Annotated in this window: 18 protein-coding genes; 9 read left to right on the forward strand and 9 right to left on the reverse strand. The window is 60.9% G+C overall.

Annotated features, from left to right (window positions below; genetic code table 11):
- Nucleotides 1-38: 38 nt before the first annotated feature.
- From VGN12_02370 to phnD, 4 genes are all read left to right on the forward strand, one after another.
- On the forward strand, nt 39-1,193 hold the full coding sequence (locus tag VGN12_02370) for a thiolase family protein (GenBank protein ID HEY4308272.1): 1,155 nt from the start codon (nt 39-41) through the stop codon (nt 1,191-1,193).
- A gap of 166 nt (nt 1,194-1,359) precedes the next feature.
- Entirely contained in the window at nt 1,360-2,127 is a 768-nt protein-coding gene (locus VGN12_02375) for a 3-hydroxyacyl-CoA dehydrogenase (GenBank protein HEY4308273.1), read from the forward strand.
- A 147-nt stretch (nt 2,128-2,274) separates the two neighbouring features.
- Nucleotides 2,275-2,862, forward strand: coding sequence for a transposase (locus VGN12_02380; GenBank protein HEY4308274.1), 588 nt, complete (start codon nt 2,275-2,277; stop codon nt 2,860-2,862).
- 315 nt (nt 2,863-3,177) lie between these two features.
- Entirely contained in the window at nt 3,178-4,251 is a 1,074-nt protein-coding gene (phnD, locus tag VGN12_02385; GenBank protein ID HEY4308275.1) for a phosphate/phosphite/phosphonate ABC transporter substrate-binding protein, read from the forward strand.
- Nucleotides 4,252-4,852: 601 nt separating this feature from the next.
- Here the strand turns inward: phnD and VGN12_02390 are convergent.
- The 5 genes from VGN12_02390 to VGN12_02410 all read right to left on the reverse strand — a co-directional run bounded on the left by VGN12_02390 (nt 4,853) and on the right by VGN12_02410 (nt 11,975).
- Complete coding sequence (locus tag VGN12_02390) at nt 4,853-5,581, reverse strand: RraA family protein (GenBank protein ID HEY4308276.1); 729 nt, start codon at nt 5,579-5,581, stop codon at nt 4,853-4,855.
- Between the two features lie 135 nt (nt 5,582-5,716).
- Complete coding sequence (gene glnA, locus VGN12_02395; protein HEY4308277.1) at nt 5,717-7,129, reverse strand: type I glutamate--ammonia ligase; 1,413 nt, start codon at nt 7,127-7,129, stop codon at nt 5,717-5,719.
- A 314-nt stretch (nt 7,130-7,443) separates the two neighbouring features.
- A complete protein-coding gene (locus tag VGN12_02400; protein HEY4308278.1) occupies nt 7,444-9,870 on the reverse strand; it encodes an MMPL family transporter in 2,427 nt (808 codons plus the stop codon).
- A 303-nt stretch (nt 9,871-10,173) separates the two neighbouring features.
- Nucleotides 10,174-10,827, reverse strand: a complete 654-nt coding sequence (locus tag VGN12_02405; protein ID HEY4308279.1) for a class I SAM-dependent methyltransferase — start codon at nt 10,825-10,827, stop codon at nt 10,174-10,176.
- A gap of 230 nt (nt 10,828-11,057) precedes the next feature.
- Nucleotides 11,058-11,975: a hypothetical protein gene (locus VGN12_02410; GenBank protein ID HEY4308280.1), complete on the reverse strand. Its 918-nt coding sequence runs from the start codon at nt 11,973-11,975 to the stop codon at nt 11,058-11,060.
- Nucleotides 11,976-12,159: 184 nt separating this feature from the next.
- On the opposite strand from VGN12_02410, the gene VGN12_02415 reads away from it, so the two are divergent.
- The 4 genes from VGN12_02415 to VGN12_02430 all read left to right on the forward strand — a co-directional run bounded on the left by VGN12_02415 (nt 12,160) and on the right by VGN12_02430 (nt 18,982).
- Complete coding sequence (locus tag VGN12_02415) at nt 12,160-13,449, forward strand: amidohydrolase (GenBank protein ID HEY4308281.1); 1,290 nt, start codon at nt 12,160-12,162, stop codon at nt 13,447-13,449.
- Nucleotides 13,450-13,870: 421 nt separating this feature from the next.
- Nucleotides 13,871-16,537: a pyruvate dehydrogenase (acetyl-transferring), homodimeric type gene (gene aceE, locus VGN12_02420; GenBank protein ID HEY4308282.1), complete on the forward strand. Its 2,667-nt coding sequence runs from the start codon at nt 13,871-13,873 to the stop codon at nt 16,535-16,537.
- 179 nt (nt 16,538-16,716) lie between these two features.
- Nucleotides 16,717-18,105 (forward strand): 2-oxo acid dehydrogenase subunit E2, encoded by a 1,389-nt coding sequence (locus VGN12_02425; GenBank protein ID HEY4308283.1) that lies wholly within the window; start codon nt 16,717-16,719, stop codon nt 18,103-18,105.
- Between the two features lie 106 nt (nt 18,106-18,211).
- Nucleotides 18,212-18,982 (forward strand): dienelactone hydrolase family protein, encoded by a 771-nt coding sequence (locus tag VGN12_02430; GenBank protein ID HEY4308284.1) that lies wholly within the window; start codon nt 18,212-18,214, stop codon nt 18,980-18,982.
- Nucleotides 18,983-19,040: 58 nt separating this feature from the next.
- Here the strand turns inward: VGN12_02430 and VGN12_02435 are convergent, their stop codons facing one another.
- The 4 genes from VGN12_02435 to VGN12_02450 all read right to left on the reverse strand — a co-directional run bounded on the left by VGN12_02435 (nt 19,041) and on the right by VGN12_02450 (nt 23,383).
- A complete protein-coding gene (locus tag VGN12_02435) occupies nt 19,041-19,802 on the reverse strand; it encodes a hypothetical protein (protein HEY4308285.1) in 762 nt (253 codons plus the stop codon).
- Between the two features lie 120 nt (nt 19,803-19,922).
- Nucleotides 19,923-21,212, reverse strand: a complete 1,290-nt coding sequence (locus VGN12_02440) for a Gfo/Idh/MocA family oxidoreductase (GenBank protein ID HEY4308286.1) — start codon at nt 21,210-21,212, stop codon at nt 19,923-19,925.
- Nucleotides 21,213-21,479: 267 nt separating this feature from the next.
- Nucleotides 21,480-22,676: a hypothetical protein gene (locus VGN12_02445; GenBank protein HEY4308287.1), complete on the reverse strand. Its 1,197-nt coding sequence runs from the start codon at nt 22,674-22,676 to the stop codon at nt 21,480-21,482.
- Nucleotides 22,677-22,723: 47 nt separating this feature from the next.
- Nucleotides 22,724-23,383, reverse strand: coding sequence for a hypothetical protein (locus VGN12_02450; GenBank protein HEY4308288.1), 660 nt, complete (start codon nt 23,381-23,383; stop codon nt 22,724-22,726).
- 140 nt (nt 23,384-23,523) lie between these two features.
- Here VGN12_02450 and VGN12_02455 point away from each other — a divergent pair.
- Nucleotides 23,524-24,823 (forward strand): DUF1501 domain-containing protein (locus VGN12_02455; protein ID HEY4308289.1); only part of this gene is annotated, 1,300 nt, incomplete at its 3' end.

Here is a 24,823-nt window from a genome sequence, read left to right on the forward strand (position 1 = left end):
GAATACAATTCTGGCGCGTTTTGTGAAGGAGTATCGTCATGCCTCAACCAGTTATTATCGACGCCGTGCGCACCCCGTTCGGTCGCAAAGGGGGCGCGTTTCGTGAGATTCGTCCCGATGTGCTGCTGTCGTTGGCCTTGCGTGGGCTGACCGATCGCACCGGTGTCGACCCTGCGAAAATCGAAGACGTCGTGACCGGCTGCGTAACGCAAGCCGGCGAACAAGGTGCGAACGTCGGTCGCTTGGGTGTGCTGTTGGCCGGCTTCCCGGTCGAAGTGCCGGCCGTGTCATTGAACCGGATGTGTGGATCGGCGCAGCAGGCCATTCATTTCGCCGCCCAGGCCATCGGCGCAGGCGATGCCGCCTACACGATCGGCGCCGGGGTCGAACACATGACTCGGGCTCCCATGTTCAGCGACGTCGGCACACTCGATAAGTTGAATCCGCTGTTGTTCGAGCGCTTCGACCTGATCCATCAAGGTGAAAGTGCCGAACGCATGGCGGACAAGTACAAGCTCTCGCGCCAGGACGTCGATGCTTTCTCGATGGAAAGTCATCGCCGTGCCGCCGTGGCCGCCAAGGAACACCGCAACAAGGAAATCCTGCCAACCGACGGCATCGACGGCGCAGGCAACAAGATCACTCTCACGCGCGATGAGGGAATTCGCGAAGTGATCGATGCTGCGAAGATCGCCGCGCTGCCTACAGTGTTTCGCCCGGATGGGGGCGGCGTGGTCACGGCCGCCAACAGCAGCCAGGTTTCCGACGGTGCCGCGGCCGTGCTCGTGGCCGATCGCGAAGTGGCCCTGACCGACGGACTAAAGCCGCGGGCCCGCTTCCTGGCCCGCGTCGCCGTGGGAGATGATCCCACGTTGCAACTGGCCGGCGTCATTCCCGCTACGGTCAAAGCGCTGAAGCGAGCGGGGCTGACGATCAACGACATCGACTGGTTCGAAATCAACGAAGCGTTCGCATCGGTCGTCCTCGGCTGGGCCAAGGAATTGAAGCCGAAGATGGAACGCGTCAATCCGTGGGGAGGCGCAATCGCACACGGGCATCCGTTGGGTGCCACCGGTGCCGGACTGATGGCCAAGATGCTCACTGGCCTAGAAGCCACCGGCGGACGCTTGGGCCTGCAAACCATGTGCATCGGCCACGGCATGGCCACGGCCACGATCATTGAACGACTGTGATGTAAAGCCGGCAGTCGGCAGAGGGAAGCAGGTAGTTACGAGCCGGACGACAGTCGTTTGAGTCGCCCAGCGTTCGAGGCGCCTTACTCTCAACTTCCCATTGCCGGCTGCCTTCTGCCAACTTCCTCTACTGACTACCAACTACTGAATACCGACTATTATCCCCATGCAACTCAAAGACGCGACGTTTCTAGTGACCGGCGGTGGATCGGGTTTGGGCGCGGCGACCGTTCGCGAATTGGTTCGCGCCGGCGCCAATTGCATCATTGCCGATGTGAACGAAGAGGCGGGCCGGGGCTTGGCTGCCGAAATCGGAAAGGCGGCTCGTTTCGTTAAGACCGACGTCACCGACGAGGCCAGCGTGCAGGCGGCCGTCGACGAGGCCGTTCGCAGCTACGGCAATCTGCGCGGCGCGGTGAATTGTGCCGGCATCGGTATCGCGGCGCGCGTGCTGGGGCGCGACAGCGTGCATGACCTGAGCGTCTTTTCGCGCGTGATCCAAATCAATTTGATCGGCACTTTCAACGTGATTCGTTTGGCTGCCGCGGCAATTTCACAGGCTGAGCCGCTGGCCGATGGTGAGCGCGGCGTAATCGTCAACACGGCCAGCGTCGCCGCGTTCGACGGGCAGATCGGCCAGGCGGCTTACTCGGCATCAAAAGGGGGCGTCGTGGGCATGACGCTGCCGATCGCGCGCGAGTTCGCCAAGCTGGGCATTCGCGTCGTCACGATCGCGCCAGGCCTATTCAACACGCCGATGATGGCCGCCTTGCCTGAGGAAGCCAAGAAATCGCTTGGCGCGCAAGTCCCCTTTCCGCCCCGCTTGGGCGAGCCTACCGAGTACGCGGCACTGGTGCGTCACATCGCCGAGAACGTGATGCTCAACGGCGAAACCATCCGCCTCGACGGCGCCATCCGCATGGCACCCAAATAAACGACTGGGGGGCGGGCGTCCCGCCCGCCTTTGAACGATCTTCTTCTTGCGCTGTGCTTTCGTGTGTGTAGTAAGTAGTAATTCGTCAAGGCGGGCGAGACGCCAGCCCCCCATTGATAGCCGAAACCTCGATCACTGTGTGACCCTATGTCGCACGAGAAGGCGTCACCCAAGGGCTGGTATCGCCGCGGCGTACAGCATCCGCCGCATTTCGACGGCGGTGCGTTTCCGCAGTTTGTTACCTTTCGGCTGCAGGGAACCTTGCCGCAGGAGAAGCTGATCGCTTGGCGCGAACGATTGTACAACGGACTGCTATCCGCGGAAGAATTTCACAGCCGCATCGAGTCCTATCTCGACGCAGGCGCCGGCGAATGTTGGTTGCGTGACGAACGAGTTGCATCGGTCGTGCAAGAGTCGCTGCAATTCTTCGACAACGTCCGCTATATCATCCATGGTTGGGTCGTGATGCCCAACCATGTGCATTTACTATTCACACCGATGAGCGGCCACTCGCTGGCAAAAATCGTGGGAGCGTGGAAGTCGTACTCGGCGAAACAGGCAAACGCGGTTTTGGGCCGCTCGGGAGCCTTTTGGCAGGACGACTATTTTGACCGCTACATTCGAGACCTCGATCATTTTGAAGCGACGCTGTGGTACATCGCGCACAATCCAGTCGCCGCCGGCCTTTGTGGATCAAGCGAATGTTGGCAATTCAGTCACGCAGGCGCGCATTGAGTTGCCCTGGGGGGGCGGGCGTCCCGCCCGCCTTTGAACGATCTTCTTCTTGCGCTGTGCTTTCACGTGTGTAGTAAGTAGTAATTCGTCAAGGCGGGCGAGACGCCCGCCCCCCATTGATAGTCGACACTCGCATCGCTGTGTGACCGCTGGGCTGGCGCATATTGAATGAGCGAGCGGCGACGAGTTTTCAGAGCTAATTGCTAGGTTTCTGTTAGCCTTGCGCTAGTTCTTTGTGCAACGCTTGAAATGTCGGCCGCCGGTTTTACGCTGCACCATGACGATTTCCCTCAATTCGCGTCACGGTGACTCTCTATGCCCAGTTTCGATCCTTCTCAAGCGGCGCCCGGGTTCTCGATCAAACGCGTAACGATCGTGCTGCTCCCTGTGTTTGTCGCCGCCCTTGCGTTCCTCGCCTACAAGTATCGGGCCTACGAATCGGACGCCCAGGCCCAAGGGGAGCGCATGCTGCTGGGAACGCTGGGACTCGCCAAGCCCACCAAGAACCGGCTGAACGATCGCTTCCGAGATGCGAATGCTGATCTGGTCGCCGACGCGCCGAATGATCCCGCCCAGTGCGTCTCGCCTGACACGCTCTATTTTTCTTATGTCGGTGGCGACGATGCCGACCGGCAGCACGCGGCCTGGCAAGAATTTGTCGCGGCGCTCGCTTCGAACACCGGTAAGAAGGTCGAGTACCTGGATCTCGCTTCGATCAAGGAACAGTTGGACGCGCTGCGCGAGGGACGCTTGCACATCGCGGGCGTCAACACAGGTAACGTGCCGGCGGCCGTCAATCAGTGCGGTTTCGTGCCGGTCTTCACGCTGGGTGACGCCAAGGGGACGTTTGGCTACACGGTGAAAATCATCGTCCCGACCGGGAGCCCGATCAAAAGCGTGACCGACCTGCGTGGCAAGCGGTTGGCCCTGACAGAGCCCGGAAGCAACTCCGGTTACAAGGCGCCGCTGGTGCTGTTGATGAACGACTTTGACTTGTTGCCGCAGCGCGACTTCGAGTGGGCGTTCACCTACGGACACGACGCGTCAATCCAGGGAATTGCCAGCGGCAAATATCAGGCGGCTCCCACGGCCAGCGACATGCTGGCCCGGGCCACATCACGCGGCGAAATCGATGATTCGAAATATCGCGTGATCTACGAGTCGGAACGATTCCCGCCGGCTTCGCTCGGTTACGTCCATAACCTGGCCCCAGAACTCGCCGAAAAAGTGACGCGAACGTTCAAAGACTTCAACTGGTCTGGTACCGGACTCGAACGAGAATTTGCGCCATCAGGGGTCACATCGTTCGTGCCCGTGCGCTACAAGGACGACTGGGCCCTTGTGCGCCGCATCGATGATGCAATGGGCACGACGTACGTCACACCGTAGGTGACTCCGTGGGGGACGGGCGTCCCGCCCGCCTTGATCTCCTTCTCTTTCCGATTTGCGTTCGATTCGCATTTCCTGAAATTGACGCGACTTTGCCCGCCTTTCGAACGACCTCATTCTTGCGTCGCGCTTTCATGTGCAGCGTGCATCAACGCAATGATGGCGGGCGAGACGCCCGCCCCCCAACACGGCATGCTCTCGACGCAATCCCAAACCGGCGAGCGCAAAAAGAATGCCACCAGGTCGCTCCGAGAAGCAACCTGGTGGCGGCGCGGGAGAAATGTTGGCGGTGCGACGGTTTGTTTTTCGACAGCCGAAGCTGACGGCGTGTCCGCTCAAGATGCGGGAATCAATGGCGCTTGACACACTCCCCGGAACGCGTCGCACTTCCAAAAGGTCAGGCGTAGATCGAGGGTGACGATCAAGCCGACGCCCGACACTATAGAGGCGCCGCGTTCGAGTATCGTCAGCGTCAAGTTAGATTTGTGTGCGATTCGCCGCTGCATTCTTGCGCACACTGGCGACAAATTCACCACGGGCTATTCGCCCCAAGTGCGCGACGGGCGGATTACCACGACGACCGTCAAAGCTTAATGAAACTTTACCGGTTAGCCTTGGCCTTTTCGGTCAGCTTTGTGATCACGGCGCCGTATTCCTGGCGCGCGGCGGTGTAGCCGGCCACGGTTTTTGCACCGGTCGAGCGAAGATAATCAAGAATGATTTTCTCGGCGGCCACGAACTCGGCCGAAAGATCGGCCACGGCCGCGGCGATCTTCGTGGGAATGCTCGTCACGCCGTTGGTATCGCCGTGCAGCAAGTCGCCTTGCGAAACCATCAGCCCCCCCACGCGCACCGGCACGCCGATGTGCAGCATGTGGCAGTAGCCGTGCGAGCAGATCGTGCCGCCGGTGAAGACCGGGTAGCGAATCGCACGGACCTGGTCCAGGTCGCGGCCGGCCCCGCTGGTGATCAAGCCCACTGAGCCGTAAGCCTGATAGGTCGAGCACATGATCTCGCCGAACGTGGCTGCCACGGCGTGATCGTCCAGGTCTTGAAAGACGACCACGGCCGGGCCGGGCAGGTCTGCAAATGTTTCCAGTTGCTTTTCCATCGAACCGTAGGCGTCGCCACCGGTCGGCGCCGCATCGCTACGGAAGGCGGTCGTGCAGGCAAAGCCAACCATCGGCGGCAGCTCGGGGAAGCAGGACTTGATCCGCCCGTCCATATAACCGCGGTTGCGCGGGATCACATCGAACAATTCAATGACGTTGCAAATCGTGGGTGTATCGAACTGGCGGAGCTTGTCGAGCGTTACAGCGGTAATGGCCATCGCGAATGATTACCTGTTTCTAAAAGAAAAAACGCCGGGTTGGCAGTCAAACTACCAACCCGGCGATGAGAGTCAAGCGAACGCCCGTCCTTGACGGAAGGGCCCAAGAGTCGCGCATACCATGACTCGTTGGTTTTAGATGTCGTAGTACAGGCAGAACTCGTAAGGATGGGGACGCAGCCGCATGGCGTCGACTTCCTTCTCGGTTTTGTAATTGATCCAGGTGCTGATGACGTCCTCGGTGAACACGTCGCCGCGCAGCAAGTACTCGTGGTCGGCCTTAAGCGCCGCGAGCGCTTCGTCCAGCGAGCCGGGCGTCTTGGGCACTTCGGCCAGTTCCTCAGGCGACAGGTCGTAGATGTCCTTGTCGAGCGGCTGGCCTGGAGCAATCTTGTTTTGAATGCCGTCGATCACGGCCATCAACATGGCCGAGAAGGCCAGGTAAGGATTGCAGCTGGGATCGGGGCAACGGAACTCGACGCGTTTGGCCTTGGGGCTGGCGCTATACATCGGAATGCGGCACGAGGCCGACCGATTGCGCTGCGAGTAAGCCAGGTTGACTGGTGCCTCGTAGCCGGGCACCAAACGCTTGTAGCTGTTGGTGGTGGGATTGCTGAAGGCCAGGATCGCCGGCGCGTGCTTCAGCAAGCCGCCGATAGCATACAGAGCCATCTCGCTCAGGCCCGCGTAACCGCTACCGGCAAACAGTGGCTCGCTCCCCTTCCACAACGAGATATGCGTGTGCATGCCCGACCCATTGTCGCCAAACAGGGGCTTGGGCATGAACGTCACGGTCTTGTTGTACTTCTTGGCGACGTTCTTGATGATGTACTTATACAAGCACATCTGGTCGGCCATTCGCACCAGGCTCTGGAATCGCAGGTCGATCTCGCATTGGCCGGCCGTGGCTACTTCGTGGTGTTGGGCCTCGACGTCCATGCCGCAGTCGATCATCGTCTGCATCATCTCGTTGCGGACGTTCATCAATTGATCCGCCGGAGGGACCGGGAAGTATCCCTCTTTGTGACGCAGCTTGTAGCCCAGGTTCGGATTCTCGACGCGGCCGCGGTTCCATTCGCCTTCGATGCTGTCCAGGTGGTAGTAGGCTTCGTTGGCGCGGGCGTCGAAACGCACGTCGTCGAAGACGAAGAACTCAGCCTCGGGGCCGATGTAGCACGTGTCCGCGATGCCGGTGCTCTTCAGGTAATTGACAGCCTTGCGAGCTACGTTGCGCGGATCGCGCGAGTAGTCTTCGCGCGTGATCGGATCCTGAATGTTGCAGATCATCGAGATCGTGGGCAACGTCGTGAAAGGATCCAGCACCGCCGTCTCGGGCTGCGGCACCAGGATCATGTCGCTCTCGTTGATCGCTTGCCAACCACGAATACTCGAGCCGTCGAACCCCAGGCCGTCCTCGAAGACGTCTTCGTCCAGCTTGTTCACCGGGATGGTGAAGTGCTGCCAAATGCCGGGAAAATCCATGAACCGCAGGTCGACTGCCTTGACGTCCTTCTCGCGACACAACGCCAGAACTTCTTTGGGCTTCATGTTGGCTCCTTTCGCTTCGTAGAACCAGAAGGAGAGATCGACTTGCACCGGGGTTCTCGCACCGGTCCGCCACCGCGATAGCGTGGGCGGAGATCGAATGGCCCGGGCAAAAAGCAAATCGAGTTAATACGCAAACCAAATGCCGGCCCGCACCGGCGGAACCCGAATAATAAGACGTAATTGGATGTTTGCAATTCGGTTGCAAAAAAAAGCACGAAAAATGAGTGACCGGCGCATTGCCCGAGGCCACAGGCAACGCATGACGCGACTGCCAGCATTCCCACACGCCCACGTCTTCAACGCGACTAACTAAATTAGCGAGAATTAGAGTCGCCCGTACTTACGGGCGCGGACTCACTCGCATGCGCGCCATTATGACCGTTGGTCGAGGCGACCGCGCGAGGGCTGCGCTCGCGAGGCGAGACGTCCGACGCCTTGGCACGATCACGCCGCCACCACAGGGCCAGAAAGGCGGGAACCAGAATCGGCCTTACGACGATCGTGTCGAGCAAGACGCCCAGCGACAGGGCGAAACCGAGTTCGACGATCCCGCGCAGCGTTCCAGTGATCATCGAGATGAAGCTGCCGGCCATGATGACGCCGCAACTGGTGATGATCCCGCCGGTGCGGACCACGGCCGCGCGCAGGCCGCCCAGCAGGCCGCGCTGGCGCTGCTCTTCGATCACGCGCGTGATCAGGTAAATATTGTAATCCTCGCCGATCGCCACCAGGATCACGAACAAAAACAGCGGCACCTTCCAGTCCAGGCCATCAAAGTCGACATAGGCCCAGCGGAAGATCAATTCCGTCGCCCCCATCGTCACGTAATAAGTGAACAGCACCGAGAGGACGAGATAGATCGAGATCAACGGACGCCGCACAATCACGATCAGCACGCAATACACGGCCAGGCAGACCAGACGCTGGATTAATTGCTGGTCCGAATCGGTAACGGCACGCAGGTCGCGCGTGCCGGCCGTAGGGCCCGAGAAATCGAACTCCGCTCCATGCCAAGGGCTCGTCTCGTCGCGCGAGAACTCCAGCATCTGTCCGTTGATCGTTTCGACCAGATTCGCGGCTTCGCGCGAGAACGGTTCGTAGCGCGTCACGATATCCAGCCGCGTCACCTGTCCCGCGAGGTCCGGCTCCTGCGTCAGATACAACGCCTGGCTGCGCGGATGTTTGCGGGCCGCGAGCTTGCGTCGCCCGGCGGCCGTGAGCGGAGTGCTGGCCGAACCCGGCTCGTCTCCCAGCGGTTCGGTGATGCTGCGCACGCTTTCCACGCCGTCGATGTCATACAGAAAGCGGGTCAGCAGCGCGATGTTGCGCTCGCCTTCGGGCGTGTTAAAGGCGCCGTTCTGTTGATTCGCCAGCAACGTGATCGGACCGGTCTCGCCGGCCGGGAAGTGCCGGCGCACCATCGCGGTGCCGATGACACTGGCGCGATCGCTCGGCAACTCGCGCACCAGGTTGTAGCTGATCGTCACGTCGCGGTAGCCGACCCAGGCCAAGGGAGCGAGCGCCGCGATGCTGACGATCAGGATCGTCGCAGGCCGCGCCATGATCAGGCCGCTCAGCCAACTCCAAAAGCCGCTTTCGATCGCCCGGCCATCATGATCGCGGCGTGCCGCGGGCAAAGCCTGGACGTCAGACGGCCAAAACACCAGTCGCCCCGTCGCACGCAACACCGCGGGCGCCAGCGTCAGGCAGGCCAGCAGCGTCACGAAGAGAGATATCGCAATCGTCGGCCCGCTATTCGAGAACTTGCCGAAATCGGCAAAGAACATCATTCCCAGCCCGACGATCGCCGTCAGGGCGCTCGCGACCACGGCCTCGCCCGTATGCGACACCGCCGCGGCCACGGCACGATGATGGTCCAGTCCGCGCTCGAGCTCTTCCCGATAGCGCGCAATGAGAAACAGGCAGTAGTCAGTCCCCGAACCGAACAGCACCACGACGACGAAAATCTTCGTCGTCTTGAAGATCTTGTAATGGCACCACTCGAAGCCGGGCACGGTGCCAAGTTGCGACAACAGCGCGACCAATCCCATCGCGATCACGACCGAGATCATGATCGCGGCCAAGGGGATGATCGTCAGCAGCGGCGCCCGATAAACCACCAAGAGGATCACAACCACCAGGATAACGGTCGCCAGTTCAATATTGCGGATGCTGTCTTCGGCTGCGGCCAGCATGTCGCCGCCAATCGCTGCCGAGCCCGATATGCCCATCTCCAAACCGGCGGGAAAATCGGACTCCTGGCGAACGTCGTCCAGCTTCTTTTCGATGTGTTCCAGGCTGGCGATATTGGCGAAGGTCATGAACTCGCGCCCGAGATTCACCATCACGAGCGCCGCCTTACCGTCAGGGCTGACAAGTCGGCGCCCCACGACTTCACTCTTGGGCGTGACGACGCTGATGACCGGCAGCTCGTGATCGTTCTCGCCCGAGAACCAGGCGGCCACGTGTTCGACCGTGGCGCGATCTTGCGGCGTGAGCCCGCTCTCGCGCTCGAAGACGACCACGAATTGACTCTTCGCACGATTGTGCGGAAAGGCCTGTTCCATCAAGTGCTCGGCGCGCACAGTCGTCATGCGCGCCGGCAAATAGGCCAGATCGCCGTCGTTGGTCACCGCGTCCCAAGCCGGCGCAATCCAGCGAACCGTGGGAACGAGTGCGGCCCAGACGACGATGATCGCCAACCAGTGTCGCGCCACGAACTCGCCAAGTCGGTTGTACATGCGGGGCTTCGACCGGTTCGCTAGCGGAATCGAGCGGAGAAACGTCGAGCGATTGAAGAATCGCCCAGGGGGGACCAGAGGTCGATCCTACCCGCTTCGCGCAAGCCATCCAAGCCGCCGGTCGATGGGATTTGCGGCAAGAGTGCCGGTAGAACCGACAAATCAACCGCCGCTTGCGCAATGTGACAGCAGACAAGCGGGCTTTTTAACGGTTATGCCCCATACGGGCGAGTCGATGGGAAGTGGAGAGAGGAACCGCCGGGTGCCCCATCTACGGCCCCGCCCGAAATCAGAGAGGCGGCCTTAGCCGGGCAGGTGAACGAACCAGGAAGGAAAGTCCGGCTCTTCGGAGATCCATACGGGCAGGCCGCGCTCGGCCGCCCACTCGTCAACGGCGCACTTTACACCGTACTGTCCCTCGACGCGCAGTTGATCGATGTAATCATGGCCGGCCAGGAAGCCGCCTGGGCGTACCTTGGGCGCCCAGCACGCCAGGTCTTCGCAGACCGCTTCGTAATGATGCTGGGCGTCGATATAGACGAAGTCGAGTTCACGATTGCCGAACAACGTCGAACCTTCAAGAGACGTCAGTCGATGCAGATGGTGACGGCCGCGGAAACGCGCCAACCGACGTTGCGTCTCGGCGTACCGCTGATCTTGCTCGGCCTGCGTGACATTGTCCCGATCGACGTAACTGCTCTCGGCCGTGAAATCTCGCCACGGGTCGACGCAATGCAGCATTTTTCCGTTCCAGCCGCTCAATAGCCGGTGCGCGTACGTTCCTCGGCAAGTGCCGACTTCAACCCCTTCGCCAGCAAGGCCGAAGTAATTGAGCAAGTAAGGAAAGTCGTTGCGGTGCGGAACGCGTACCCCGCGTCCGAGACGCCAGCTAGCGCGCACGATGCTGCGGTGAGCATTGTTTACCGCGCGCCCCAATTCAGCAGTCAGGCTGGGCATTGGTCCACCTTTTCCATGATGTCAAAAACTATCGCGCGTTATGACGCCGCAGGATGGCCCGACTTTCAACCTATGGGCGCGCAGGGTCCCGGTTACTACTGCCCCAAGCGGCGGCAACTATCCTCCAAAGGCGACGATTGGGTCAAGACCGATTGACCGGTGCTATCACCGAGAAAAGCGAAGCCGGAGTTTGTCAGGGCGCGTCGACGGCACCCCTTTGAGCTCGTCACTTATTGCGGGGTGACAGCATTTAAGATCGCCCGCAGGTCATCCTCTGACGTGTCAGAGCAGTATTGCAGTTTGACCAGATTTTCATTTGCGTCGCGCGGCTCGAACCGCTGCCACAAGGAATCAAAAGGGTCAACTTCGAGTCTCCCTATCTTGCGCTGGTACTTCGAAACAATCGGCGAATCGCCGCCCGACGAATTCCCGTCCGCGGCAGTGCCGATCATGCCAAGGGCCAAAGTGTCGGGGCTGTATAAGCTGCCGCGCGTGATGATCCAGACCCTAATCGCCTTGCTGTACTGCTTCGCGATACTCATCTCCTCGTACTGGCGGATCGCTCGCCTCGCAACGGATTGGACATCGCCACTCAGCCTTGGCAGTTGCAAATTTCCGGCCAAGAGAACCAGCCCCAATACCTGATATCTACGGCCTATCAACGTGGCGTGCTTGACATTGCCGTCGTCGGACGTCACAAACTGCGGGCCCATGCGCCTTCGTTGATCGAGCGTCAAACCTGGATCATAGGATTCAAGGCAATCCTCATAGAGCAGGTTGTACTCCTTCAGCGCTATTTGCAGTTGCTCCTGGATCAGCATGCTCGCCCGCAGCTTCGGCATCACGGCCAGTTCTTGGTATGCTTTTCGAATACGGCGCAGGCGCATAAGGAGATAGATGTCATCCGTCCCGTGATGGGATCGTAGCGGTAAGGCCAACGTGATGGTTTCGTTTTGCTCGAACTCCCACTCGTAATCCATCAAGCACAGACGTTCGAGCGATTTCTCTGTGGATTCAAGCTTTAGCGCGGCCACCTTTTTTTGGAGCCTCGCGGTTATCCGATCCGCAGCGCGATCTTTGTCGGCGGCGGAGCAGCGGTTCGCCTGCAGTGAAAGTGCGAGGGCCACCACACCAGCGAACGTAGCCACGCATACGCTCAGTTTCGTTGCACGCGGGCGTATTCTGGACATCCGAGGACCTCGCGACATTGATGGCGAAGGCACTGCCGTCATCATAAACCGGTCGCGGCGGCGAAGTCACAGCATGTTTTGCGGACATTACGAGAATGCTATATATGACCGCGTCAGCAATATCCCCTGAGAGACACGCATCATGTCCGACGCCCTGCGCCAGCGACTTTTCGCCGAACTGGACCAATTGGTCCTGGTCGATCCCCACACGCATATCAATCCTCACGCGCCGGCCTCGACCACGCTGGCCGACGTGCTGGGCTATCACTACTACACCGAACTGGCCCACTCAGCCGGCATGCCCAAGGCGCAGATCGAAGAACCGGGGCTCGATCCGAAAGAAAAAGTGCGCCGGCTCGTCGAGAACCTGGCACCGCTCGACAACACGATTCAATACAGTTGGCTCGTCGAGATGGCCCGCGAGCTGTTAGGCTTTTCGGCCGATCGAGTCACGACCGAAAACTGGGAATCGCTCTATGACACGGCGGCCGCGAAAATGCGCGCCCCGGATTGGGCCGCGCAAGTGCTCGCAAAGAGTCGCCTGGAAGCGGTCTTCCTGACCAATGATTTCGATGATCCGCTACAGGGCTTCGATACGAAGCTCTACGTCCCCTGTTTGCGCACGGATGATCTGGTATTTCATCTCGGCAAGCCCGAGGTGCGAGCCCGGCTCGAAAGAGCCACGGGCTCGGGGGCCAACACGGCGGCCGAACTGCGCAAGGCGATCGGCAAGCTGTTCGAGCACTTTAAGCGGTCCGGGGCCCGGGCGTGCGCGATTTCGCTGCCACCGGATTTCGCACCGACCAAGGTCAGCGGCGCCGCGGCCGACGTGGCGCTGGCTGCTTTGAAAACTCACGGCGTTGACGCGCCGGCCGAGCGCCGTCGCGAGGCGTCGAATTTCGTTTTCTGGACGCTGGCCGAGCATTGCGCCGAATATCATCTGCCCTTCGACCTGATGATCGGCGTGAATCGGGCCGTTTACCAGGCAGGGGTCTATCAGGGGCAGGATCTCTACGACAGCCGAGTGTCGTTGATCCAATATCGCGAGCTGTTCAATGCTTTTCCGCAGGTCGTGTTTCCGGTCTCGGTGCTGGCCAGCGTCACGAATCAGGAACTCGCCAGCTATAGCTGGATCTTTCCGAACATCGTCACGCATGGGCATTGGTGGTACTCGAACACGCCGACGTTCATCGAGCACGATACCTCGGCCCGTCTCGAGGCGGTCCCCCGCACCAAGCAGATCGGCTACTACAGCGACATGTACAAGCTGGAGTTCGCCCTGCCGAAGTTCGCCATGTACAAGCGCATCCTGGCCAAGGTGCTGGCCGAGCGGTACTGCGTCGATCGCGGCTGGAGCGAAGAGCGGGCCGTCGACCTCGGTCGGCAGGTCCTGCGAGGCAATGTCGAACGAACGTTCTTCGCCGAACACTAGTCGCGAGAGAACGCGAACGAATGGCCGCCAGCACAAGCTGACTTAAATGTAATGCGGCTCTTGAACCGCGCCCCGTCAGGCGGTACACAAGGGCAATACTCGCCAACGTTTGCGTACCGTCGTTATGGTCGTGGACGGCTCCCCCGGTCCGATGGGCTTTACGCCCGCGGGGGTCGGTCCGATAATAGGGCCGGATTGTCGAGCGCAACACCTTTGCATTGAAGGAGATTTCGCAGCCTGCACGTGTCGCGCCGCTCCCTCGGTAAGGTCCGTCATCGCCCGCCCACCTCGCGTCCCCGGTCAAGCCCTAAGAACGGCCCAACCGGACGAGACCGAACGAATGATGGCCTAAGATTTTAGGAACGAAACGAGGATCTCGGATCCCGCTCGTCGGGTTCGTGCTCCCACGGAGGTCGGCTACATGGCTCAGGCAGAAATCGTTAATCCCCGCGGCGGCGACGTGGATCCGGCCGAAACGGCCGAATGGCTCGAATCGCTCCAGTACGTCCTCTCGACCAAAGGTCCGGAGCGCGTCCGCTACCTGCTGTCCGTTCTGGACGAGACGGCCTACCGGCACGGGGTCGACCTGCCGTTCTCGCATACGACCCCCTATATCAACAGCATTCCGGCCGATCGCCAGCCGGTGTATCCCGGCAATCGCGAGATTGAACGCCGCATCAAGAGCATCATTCGCTGGAACGCCATGGCGATGGTTGTCCGCGCGAATCGCGACCATCCCGGCATCGGCGGACATATCTCGACCTACGCGTCGGCCGCCACGCTGTACGAAGTGGCCTTCAACCACTTCTTCCGCGCGACGGACCAGATTTACTTCCAAGGACATGCCTCGCCCGGTATTTACGCCCGTGCCCTGTTGGAGGGGCGTCTAACGGAAAACCAGTTGGCGAACTTCCGCCAGGAACTGGCTCCCGGCGGCGGATTGTCGAGCTACCCCCACCCGTGGTTGATGCCGAACTTCTGGCAATTTCCCACGGTCTCGATGGGGCTCGGCCCGATCATGGCCATCTATCAGGCACGCTTCAATAAGTACCTGCTGGACCGCGGCATCAAGGACACTAGCAATTCGCGTGTCTGGTGCTTCATGGGGGACGGCGAATCGGACGAGCCCGAGTCGCTGGGCGCGATCACGCTGGCCTCGCGCGAGAAGCTCGACAACCTGACCTTCGTCATTAACTGCAACTTGCAGCGCTTGGACGGTCCGGTTCGCGGCAACGGCAAGATCATTCAAGAACTCGAAGGCGCCTTCCGCGGCGCCGGCTGGAACGTCATCAAGGTCATCTGGGGTGATGACTGGGATCAACTGCTGGGGCGCGACGAAACCGGCTTGCTCGTGCAACGCATGGGCGAAGTCGTCGACGGCGAATACCAGAAATACATCGTCAGTCCTGGCAGCTATATTCGCGAACACTTCTTCGGCAAGTATCCCGAGCTGGAGGAGATGGTCGCGCACCTGTCGGATGAGAAGCTCAAGCGTTTGCGCCGCGGCGGCCACGACCCGGAAAAGGTCTTTGCCGCCTACAACTCGATGCAAGAGTGCAAAGGCAAGCCGACCGTGATCCTGGCCAAAACGATCAAGGGCTATGGCCTGGGCGAAGCGGGCGAGGGACGCAACGTCACGCACCAGCAAAAGAAGCTCAACGAGGCCGAGCTGCGCGAGTTCCGCACCCGGTTCGGCATCCCGATTTCGGACGAGGAAGTTTCGAAGGCGCCCTTCTATATTCCACCCCCCGACAGCCCCGAAATGCAGTACCTGCGCGACCGCCGCAAGGCGCTGGGTGGGTACGTCCCGTCGCGCAGCTCGGTCGAGCCGCCGCTTTCGATCCCGCACAAGGACGAATTTCCCGAGTCGTTCGAATCGAGCGGTGATCGCGAAGTGTCGACCACGATGGCCTTCGTGCGAATGTTCGGCCGTCTGTTGCGTCACAAGGATATCGGCAAGCTGATCGTGCCGATCGTGCCTGACGAGTCACGCACCTTCGGCATGGAGTCGCTATTCCGGCAATGCGGCATCTACGCCCATACGGGCCAGTTGTACGAGCCGGTCGATTCGGAAACCGTGTTGTACTACCGCGAAGCGAAAGACGGCCAGATCCTGGAAGAAGGGATCACCGAGGCAGGCTCGATGTCGTCGTTCATCGCAGCCGGCACCGCCTACAGCACGCACGGGATCAACATGATTCCGTTCTTCATCTTCTATTCGATGTTCGGCTTCCAGCGCATCGGCGATTTGATCTGGGCCGCGGCCGATCAACGGGCCAAGGGCTTCATGATGGGAGGCACCGCCGGGCGCACCACGCTCAATGGCGAAGGGCTGCAACATCAGGATGGCCACACGCACCTGTTCGCCATGGCCTATCCCACGGTCCGCTGCTACGACCCGGCCTACGCCTATGAGACGGCGTACATCGTGCTGGACGGCATGCGTCACATGTATGAAGAAAAAGGCGACGGGTTCTACTACATCACGATCGCGAACGAGAACTACGTGATGCCCAATATGCCCGCCGGATGCGAAGAAGGCATCGTGCGCGGCATGTATCGAGTATCGACCAAGGACGTCGGCCCCGATCGGCCGCACGTGCAATTGTTCGGCAGCGGTTCCATCTTGCGCGAGGCGCTGCGGGCGCAGGCGATTCTGGCTGAGAAGTACCAGATTTCCAGCACGGCTTGGAGCGTGACCAGCTACAAGCAACTGCGCACCGAAGCGCAAGAGGCACGCCGCTGGAACCTGCTGCATCCCAACGAAACGCCGCGCCGCAGTTACCTGGAAAACGTGCTCGAAGGGGTCGACGGTCCCTTCATCGCCACAAGCGATTACGTGCGGGCGGTTTCCGAGCAAATCGACCCGTGGGTGCCAGGCGGCCTGTACGCCCTGGGGACCGACGGCATGGGACGCAGCGCCGATCGTGCCGCATTGCGACGCCATTTCGAGATCGATGCCGAGCTGGTCACCGTGGCCACGCTCAACCAGCTTGCCGAGCGCGGCAAGGTCGAGAAGTCACTCGTCGCTCAGGCGATCCACGACCTGGGTATCGATCCGGACAAGGTCGACCCCTGGACGGCCTAAACCTGCCTCAGCGGGCGTCGATCGACGCCGCTCAAAAACTACCCAGCGACCGAAGAAGTTAAACCACGAATGACACGAATCAGAGCAACACGCGGCTAGGAATCGTTTTCGTATTCCTGCTCGTGCTTTTCGCAAGATTTGTGCTTGATGTTTTGCAGCCAAGGAAAAAAGAGACCTCGATGGCGATTGAATTCAAACTGCCGGACCTGGGCGAGAATGTCGATTCGGGGGACGTGCTGAACGTCCTGGTACACGAAGGGGACACGATCCAGGCGAACCAGAACGTCATCGAGCTGGAAACCGACAAGGCGACAGTCGAGATCCCGTGTCCGCACGCTGGCCGCGTCTCGAAGGTCCACGTGCAGCCGGGCCAGACGGTGCCGATCGGCACGTTGCTGTTATCGATCGAAGCGGCGGCCGGCGCCGGTGATGGTAAGCCCCCGGCCAAGGACGATGGCGGCGCGAAAGCGGCCGCTACGACGAAGCCCGCGCAAGCTCCTCCGGCCGATGAGGCTGAGGAAGAAGAAGATGACGAGCCCGCAGCGTCTGTTAAAGCCGCGCCCGCGAAGGCCGCGGCGCCGACCAAGCCGACGATAGCTAAGCCGGCTCCCGCGGCGCAAAACGGCGGATCGCCCGCGCACGAAGCGGCCGAGGGCGGGGCGGTGGCATCGCCGGCCGGGCCCTCGACGCGTCGTTTGGCGCGCGAGCTGGGCGTTGATCTGCGTCGGGTCACGGGGTCAGGCCCCGGCGGACGCATCACGCGTGAGGATATCGTTTCGGCCGTGCGCCACTCGTCGCCGATTCTGAAAGTCACTCCCCACCGTCAGAACATGCCGGACGGCGTCGAGGATCAGGATTCCTACGGCTGCATTCGCCGGCAGCCGCTGACGAAGATTCGCAAGACGATCGCGGCCAACATGGCCCGCTCGCACTCGACGATTCCGCACGTCACGAATTTCGACGACGCCGACATCACCGAGCTGGAACGCATCCGCAAAGGAAGCGTGGCGGACTACGTCGGGTCGGACATCAAGCTGACGATGATGGCCTTCGTGATGAAGGCCGTGGCGCAGTCGCTGAAGCTGCATCCGCAGTTGAACGCGTCTCTGGATCTGGAGAACAACCAGGTTGTGTACAAGGAATACGTGAACCTGGGCGTGGCGGTCGATACCGATCGGGGCCTGGTCGTGCCCGTGGTCCGCGAGGTCGATCAATTGACGATTCCGCAAATCGCGCATGCCATGAACGACGTGGCCAACAAGGGCCGTGACAACCAGTTCGCCCTCGAAGACCTCCGCGGGGGCACCTTCACCATCAGCAACCTGGGCGCGATCGGCGGTACCTATTCCACGCCGATCATCAACCATCCCGAAGTGGCGGTCCTGCTGCTGGGACGGTCGCGGAAGTTGCCCGTGGTAGCCGACAACGACGAAATCAAGGTGCGCCTGATGATGCCGTTGAGCCTGTCGTACGACCACCGCCTGGTCGACGGGGCCGTGGCCGCGCGGTTCCTCAACGAAGTGAAGGGCTACCTGCAAGTGCCCGGCCGGCTGCTCTTGGCGCCGTAGCGACAGGCCCTGCGCTGCGATAGGCTCCTCGCTGCGATAGGATTGTCCACAGAAGTTCGATCGCGCCGCGATCGTGGACGACCTCCCTCGCACGGAGCCCACACTAATGAACGCCCTCATCCTTGCACTGACCTGCGCTTTGGCGCCGGGAGAAGACGTGGTCGCGAATTTCTCGGAGCAGACGTACAAGTACACCGGCGGCCGGTATCAGGACGAAGCATTTCGTTATCGCCTGCTGTCGCCCGAGAAGATCGAACCCGGCAAGAAATATCCCGTCATTCTCTTTCTGCACGGGGCCGGCGAACGCGGCGATGATAACGCCGATCAGTTGATCTACTTACCACAGCAGATGGCCACGGCCGAATATCGCAAGAAGTTCCCCTGCTTCTTGATCGCGCCCCAATGCCGGGAAGAGGGTTCCTGGGTCGAGCGTCGCGCCGACTCAGGCACTGTCGGCGATCAAATGCAGGTCGTCGAGGGCATCTTGCACGACGTGCTCAAGAAGTATCCTTGCGATCCCAAACGCGTGTATCTCACGGGCCTATCGATGGGAGGCTACGGCGCCTGGGACCTGGCCAGTCGGCATCCCGACTGGTTTGCGGCCGTGGCGCCGATCTGCGGGGGCGGCGATCCGAGCCGGGCCGACAAGCTTGTGAAAGTGCCGATCTGGGCCTTCCACGGCGATAAGGACGGCGTTGTACGTCCTGAGCAGAGCCGGGAAATGATCGAAGCGATCCGTGCTGCCGGCGGCAACCCGAAATACACTGAGTTCAAGGACGTTGGCCACGACAGTTGGAACCCCGCTTACAAGGATCCCGAGGGCGTGATTCCCTGGCTGTTCGCGCACGTCAATGATCGCGGCACGCCGGCGCCCTAAACGGCGCGCAAGGCCGCCACACCTATCGACCCACAGGACATCTGGGATAACCCGCGATCTAGCCCAAGTGTTCAAGCGCGCTTTTAGCGGCTTTCTTCTGGGCTTCGTCGGCGCCGTCCGACGCTAGTCCTTGATAGATGCCGCGGGCGGCGTCCTTTTGTCCGGCCTTGGCCAGCGTCGCCGCCAGTTGCAGCCGCGCGATATCCATCCGCTTCGCCGCGCGGGGGCTCGTGGCACCAAGCTGCTTGCGAACTTCCACGATCACGGCGTCGCCACCGGCGTCAGGCTGCAAGGCCAGTCCCTCGGCGCCGGCCAGGCGGATCTCGCTGCTGGTATCGGCCGTGGCCTTCTTCAAGGCTTCGACCGCCACGGCATCGCGACGCTTGCCGAGTGCGTTAGTCACGCCGACGCGGAATTCCTCACCGACCAGCTTGTCATCCGCTTCGGCCAGGGCCGTCGCTGCGGCGACGGTGGGAATCCGATCAAGCGCAAAGCGGGCCATTTCGCGAACGTCAAAATCGTTAAGCGTTTGCACGAGCGCCGGCACCTCGGCGTCACTGCCGACGTCGGCCAACGCCCGGCAAATCTCGTTACGCGCGGCCACCGAATAACGGGGCTTCGATTCTTTCTTCTTGTCGTCCTTCGCTTCGTCCTTGGCCACCAGGCAGGCAGCCAACTCGGCGGCGAGCGCCGTGCGTTCGGCTTCCTTGCCCGGCGCGCCGGCCGCGGCGTTCTTCACGACCAAAGCGCGGCGAGCCTTGAAGGCCGCGGCCTGATCGGCCGATCCCAATTGTTCAGAAATCTGTGCGACGGTGTCCATATTGAATTCCTTCGACGATTCGCTTGTGCTAAAGCGCCAGGGGCAACCCCAGCGAAATATTTAATGATTCGATTAACCGGCAGCCATGCTCTCTAACTATTAGCTACCAGTTACTGATTACTAAATGTGCCACGGTGCCCGCATCGGCCTGCTGAGCATGCGGTTGGCCTGCTCGTCGCCGACGAAAACTTCCTTCTCGGGGTCCCAGTTCAATTCGCGTCCCAGGCGGATGGCGATATTGCCTAGGTGGCAGACCGTGCACGAACGATGGCCGATCTCGACGTCGCAGATCGGGCGCTCGCGGCTCTGGATGCAGTCGAGCCAGTTGTTGTGATGATCGCTGCTGACGTACAGGCGCACGTCCTTGTCGCTGAACTCGGTCTTCAGAATGTCGCGATGCGACGATTCGGTGATCTGACCGCGGCTGACAAACACCCAGCCGTCGCTGCCGGTGAACTTCACGCCGTTCTCGCCGTCCGAATGGCAAGTCATCTCAACGCCGTTGGCATAGGTGTAGTTCACATCGAACTTGCCCGGCACGTCATGCGGACCGTTCTCATGGAAGGTGCCTTGTCCCTTCACCTTCACTGGGCCGCTGCCGTCGGTCCCCATACCCCACTGGGCGATGTCGTTGTGGTGCGCGCCCCAGTCGGTCATCTTGCCGCCCGAGTAATCGCTGAACCAGCGGAACTGATAATGGCACCGGTTGGCCGAGTAATCAGCCCACGGGGCTGGTCCCAGCCAGAAATTCCAATCCAACTCAGGCGGCGGAGTGGTCGTGGGCTGCCAAGCGCCGCCATCAATGTCGCCGATGTAAGTGTCCACGCGCTGCAGCTTGCCGATCCGCCCATTGCGAACCAGTTCGCACGCCTGGCGAAAACGCTTGTCCGAGCGCTGCTGGCTGCCGGTCTGGAACACGGTGCCGTAGCGGCGCGCGACCTCGACCGTCTTCTTTCCTTCGTCGATGGTCAGTGTCAGCGGTTTCTCGCAATAGACGTCCTTGCCAGATTCCATGGCATACAGCGAGGTCAACGTGTGCCAGTGGTCAGGCGTGGCGATCAGCACGGCATCGATATCTTTGCGATCGCACAGGTCGCGGAAATCCTTGTAGATGTCGACCTTTTTGCCGGTGCGGTTCAGCACGTCGAGCGCGGCCTGATCGCGATGGTTGCGATCCACGTCGCACACCGCGGCCATCTGGATGCGCTTGTTCGGAATCAAATGCCCGGCCAGGTGATGGCGGCGCCCAAGGTCGCCGACGCCGATCGAGCCCACGACCACGCGGTCGCTGGGGGCCGGCTGGTCATCCTTGGCGAAGACCGAGGCTGGGACGATAGTCGGCGCGGCCAAGGCCGTGGCGGCCGAGGCTTTCAAAAATGTGCGTCGCGTGGGCGCGGAACGTTGTTTCACGGCAAAAGACTCCTCAGGGCGTCTGGAGGCAAAAGGCAGGAGAGAGGGCCGGGCGTGTCGCAGCCGCCGCGAACCCATCGACCGAATGCGCCCGGGCCCGGGTGGGGCCTGGCACCGTCTCGTACGGTCCGCCTGCGACGAATACGTTGACTATTCTGTCCAGCCCCGAGGCGCATTGCAAGCAAACGCCACCAAGCGGCCGAATTACGTCATTCCCAGGGGGGCGGGCGTCCCGCCCGCCTTCATCCGTCGCAAGCCAAACACTTCCTAAGTCGCGTCCGGCGTCGGCGGAACCGCCTGCGGACTGGGCTTAACCGACCCCCAGCGATACGAAAACGCGCCGAGCAATTCCCCCTCCTGCGTTGTGTGGCATTGCAGGCATTGCTTTAACGCCCGGATCGAGCCGAGCGCGCGAATCGTGGACGACTCGTTGGTGCTTACGATGTCTTCCCCCTTTTTGAGCGCGTCCAGTCCTTGCTGCTCGAAGTCATCGAGTTGCCGCGTGGGCGCATCGCGCAGTTCGTCCATGGCGGGCAGGTTGTCCGAGACATATACACGCGGATCGGGAAACTTAAAAAGACTGACGAGTTCGACCCGGTCCGGGGCGGGGAGTTGGGTGCGAGACACCAAATTGGTGTGTGGCCCCAGGCGATGTGCGAGGAACCCTGCCACCTCTTCGCGGCCGCGAATAAGGCCGTAACGCTCGGGCGCAACGAATTCCTCGATTGCGCCTTGGTGTGCGAACCATAGTAGGTCAGCATTCGGCTTGATACTTACTTCGGTCGATGCGTTCGCCTGCGTCTCGGGTGGACTATCCACGGCGCCCGGTTCGGGACTGGCGGTTGCATCTTTCAGGCGAGTGACTTGAGGAACCGGCACGTCGTCCGAGCGCGCGAGCCACTCTTCCCTGGCAAGGTGTGTCATCCGCCCAACGCCGAAAGCCGGGCTCGCAAGAAATCCTTGCAGTGTTTTGTTGTGCAATTGCACGAGAGCGCGGTGCCGAATGCTGAAATGTTGTTCTTGGCGCTCGACAATCTCGTGCCATCGGCTGTCAAGACTGCGAGATGTTTGGACTTGTGCCGACGCTGGGTGTAATTGCGTGTCGGCCTCATACGCGAGCCGCGGCGCGAGCGATTGGAATGGATACTTTTCGACGAGCTGTTGCTGCTGTTGTTGCTGTACGATTGCCAGAATCGCGGCAGCCGCGTAACCGGCGGCTGTCGCGCCGATGATCGATTGTCGAAATGCGCGCGGACCTGCCTTCCGCAAGGCACATATCACCGTTGCCACAAGCACGAAGAGAACTTGGAATGCGACAGCCGGTGAATAAAACATGCACATCGGCGTGGCAAAGAACGCCACGACGCTAAACACAATAGCCAGGGCAAGTCGCGTTGGAGAAGCCGCGACAAGCCATACAGCCAACAGAAAAACGCTTGACCAGATTAGGCTGAACAGGATCATGGCCGCGCCTCCTCGACCTTGATGTTCCGATTATCACCCGGTGAGCATTACCCACCCGCCTTGCGCAAAGCCGTCCACGTCCCTTCGGCCTGGCCGGCGTAGTCGGCTTCTCCTTTCATCGTGTCCTTTTCGATCGTCCCCTTGTATTTGATCTCGTTCCCTTGCACTTCGAAGGCGAACTCGATCGCATCCCCGTTGACGGTCCCCTTCAGGTTGGCGTCGCCGAATTGCCCTTTGTACTTGCCGGTGAGCTTTTCCCCCTCTTGCTTGAAGGTGAACTCCGGCGTGCCGGCATTGTCCCCCAGCTTGATCTCGCAACTCCAACTGCCAGTGGCGTCGATCTTGCGAGCTTTCCAAGTGCCATTGGCCTGTCCGTCGTAATCGACATTTCCTTCCATGCGATCCTTGGCCACGGTGCCGGTGTACGTGACCTTCGCGCCGTTGGCTTCGATCGAAAACTCAATCTCGTTCCCTTTTAGCTTGCCGGTGACATCGGCTTCGCCGAATCGCCCCTTGTAACGGCCGGACAGCTTGTCGCCGTCCTGCTTGAACGTGAAGACCGGCGTGCCGGTGTTGCCGGCCACGTCGACGTCGATATTCCAACCGCCGGCAACACTGTCGGCCGCCGCCGCGCGATCGGTCGCTGAAGTTCCCAGCCACACGCACGAAACCGCCAATACCGCGCAAGCACGAATGAGCGTGGACATGATGCAAGTCCTTTCTTGATTTGCGAGGCCGAGAAAGCCCACGGCCGCGACAACGCCAGAGGTGATTGCGTTGCAAAACGACCGCGATCGCAGTATACCAAACGGCACGCATCAGCGTCTTTTGATGGGAGCAATGTGCCATGTCGCGACAATCCGCATGCCGTGGACTGGGAAGCTCGACGATTAACCGTCGCGCGTTCTTGGAAACAACCGTTGCTGCCGGGGGCGCCGGCATCGCGTTACCGCAGTTGTTGGCGTCTCAGGCCAGCGCGCGCGAGTCAGGCGCAACGACGCGCAACACGGCCGTGATTCAGATCTGGCTGGGCGGCGGTCCCTCGCAATTCGAAACCTATGATCCGAAGCCTGACGCGCCCGTCGAATATCGCGGCTCGTTCGGCGCGATCTCGACGCGATTGCCGGGCGTGCAAATTTGTGAAGTCTTGCCCCGGCACGCCGAGATTCTGGATCGCGTCGCAATCCTGCGCAGCGTCTACCACAACAGTGCCGACCATGACGCCGGCATGTACTTTTGCGTGACGGGCAAAGCCACCAAAAACCAACCCTCGACAGGTTCGATCACGGCCCGCATCCGCGGCGCGAATGCACCGGGATTGCCCGGTTACGTCCACCTCGGTTTTCAACCTGTGGTCAACTTGGTGTTCGCGCCGAATTTTAAGGCCAGCTACCTCGGGAGCGGCTACGACCCGTTTTATCTGACCGACGATCCCGCGGACGCCAAGTTTCAGGTGCCGAATTTGCAACTGGCCGACGGCATGACGATCGACCGTTTGGGTAATCGGCGTGAGCTGCTGGCACATTTCGATCGGCTGCGCCGCAGCAACGATCGCTCGGGCGTCATGCAAGCACTCGATCAATTCGACCAAGCTGCTTACGAGATGGTGACCGGCGCCGCCGCGCGCGAGGCTTTCGACCTGTCGCGCGAGGATCCGATGACCCGCGAGCGCTACGGCATGCACCGCTGGGGGCAAAGCTGTTTGCTCGCCCGGCGGCTGGTCGAAGCAGGCGTGACGTTCGTGACGGTGAATTTCGATCCGCATTCGTTCAGCTTCGACCAGCACGCCAGTATTCGGCAGGGAATGCTCAGCGCCGGGCCGCGCATGGACTCAGCCATTCCGTCGCTCGTCAATGATCTCATCGAACGTGGGCTGGATCGCCAGGTGCTGGTGATCGTGTGGGGCGAGTTTGGCCGTACACCGATGATTAACGCCTCGGCCGGCCGGGATCATTGGGGGCAGGTGATGAGCGTGTTGCTCGCCGGCGGTGGCCTGCGCATGGGGCAAGTCATCGGCTCGTCGAATGCCAAGGGTGAAGTGCCGAAGGATCGCCCACTGTTGCCGTATGACGTATTGGCGACGATGTACCGGCACCTGGGCATCGATCCGGCGACCAGCTTTGCCGATCTGTCGGGCCGGCCGCAAC

The organism is Pirellulales bacterium (genome assembly GCA_036499395.1).
Lineage (GTDB): Bacteria > Planctomycetota > Planctomycetia > Pirellulales > JACPPG01 > JACPPG01.

Excerpts from the sequence above, each read along its gene's own strand:
- VGN12_02370 (HEY4308272.1), top strand. The coding sequence starts at position 39 with ATGCCTCAACCAGTTATTATCGACGCCGTGCGCACCCCGTTCGGTCGC.
- VGN12_02375 (HEY4308273.1), top strand. The coding sequence starts at position 1,360 with ATGCAACTCAAAGACGCGACGTTTCTAGTGACCGGCGGTGGATCGGGT.
- VGN12_02380 (HEY4308274.1), top strand. The coding sequence starts at position 2,275 with ATGTCGCACGAGAAGGCGTCACCCAAGGGCTGGTATCGCCGCGGCGTA.
- phnD (HEY4308275.1), top strand. The coding sequence starts at position 3,178 with ATGCCCAGTTTCGATCCTTCTCAAGCGGCGCCCGGGTTCTCGATCAAA.
- VGN12_02390 (HEY4308276.1), bottom strand. The coding sequence starts at position 5,581 with ATGGCCATTACCGCTGTAACGCTCGACAAGCTCCGCCAGTTCGATACA.
- glnA (HEY4308277.1), bottom strand. The coding sequence starts at position 7,129 with ATGAAGCCCAAAGAAGTTCTGGCGTTGTGTCGCGAGAAGGACGTCAAG.
- VGN12_02400 (HEY4308278.1), bottom strand. The coding sequence starts at position 9,870 with ATGTACAACCGACTTGGCGAGTTCGTGGCGCGACACTGGTTGGCGATC.
- VGN12_02405 (HEY4308279.1), bottom strand. The coding sequence starts at position 10,827 with ATGCCCAGCCTGACTGCTGAATTGGGGCGCGCGGTAAACAATGCTCAC.
- VGN12_02415 (HEY4308281.1), top strand. The coding sequence starts at position 12,160 with ATGTCCGACGCCCTGCGCCAGCGACTTTTCGCCGAACTGGACCAATTG.
- aceE (HEY4308282.1), top strand. The coding sequence starts at position 13,871 with ATGGCTCAGGCAGAAATCGTTAATCCCCGCGGCGGCGACGTGGATCCG.
- VGN12_02425 (HEY4308283.1), top strand. The coding sequence starts at position 16,717 with ATGGCGATTGAATTCAAACTGCCGGACCTGGGCGAGAATGTCGATTCG.
- VGN12_02430 (HEY4308284.1), top strand. The coding sequence starts at position 18,212 with ATGAACGCCCTCATCCTTGCACTGACCTGCGCTTTGGCGCCGGGAGAA.
- VGN12_02435 (HEY4308285.1), bottom strand. The coding sequence starts at position 19,802 with ATGGACACCGTCGCACAGATTTCTGAACAATTGGGATCGGCCGATCAG.
- VGN12_02445 (HEY4308287.1), bottom strand. The coding sequence starts at position 22,676 with ATGATCCTGTTCAGCCTAATCTGGTCAAGCGTTTTTCTGTTGGCTGTA.
- VGN12_02450 (HEY4308288.1), bottom strand. The coding sequence starts at position 23,383 with ATGTCCACGCTCATTCGTGCTTGCGCGGTATTGGCGGTTTCGTGCGTG.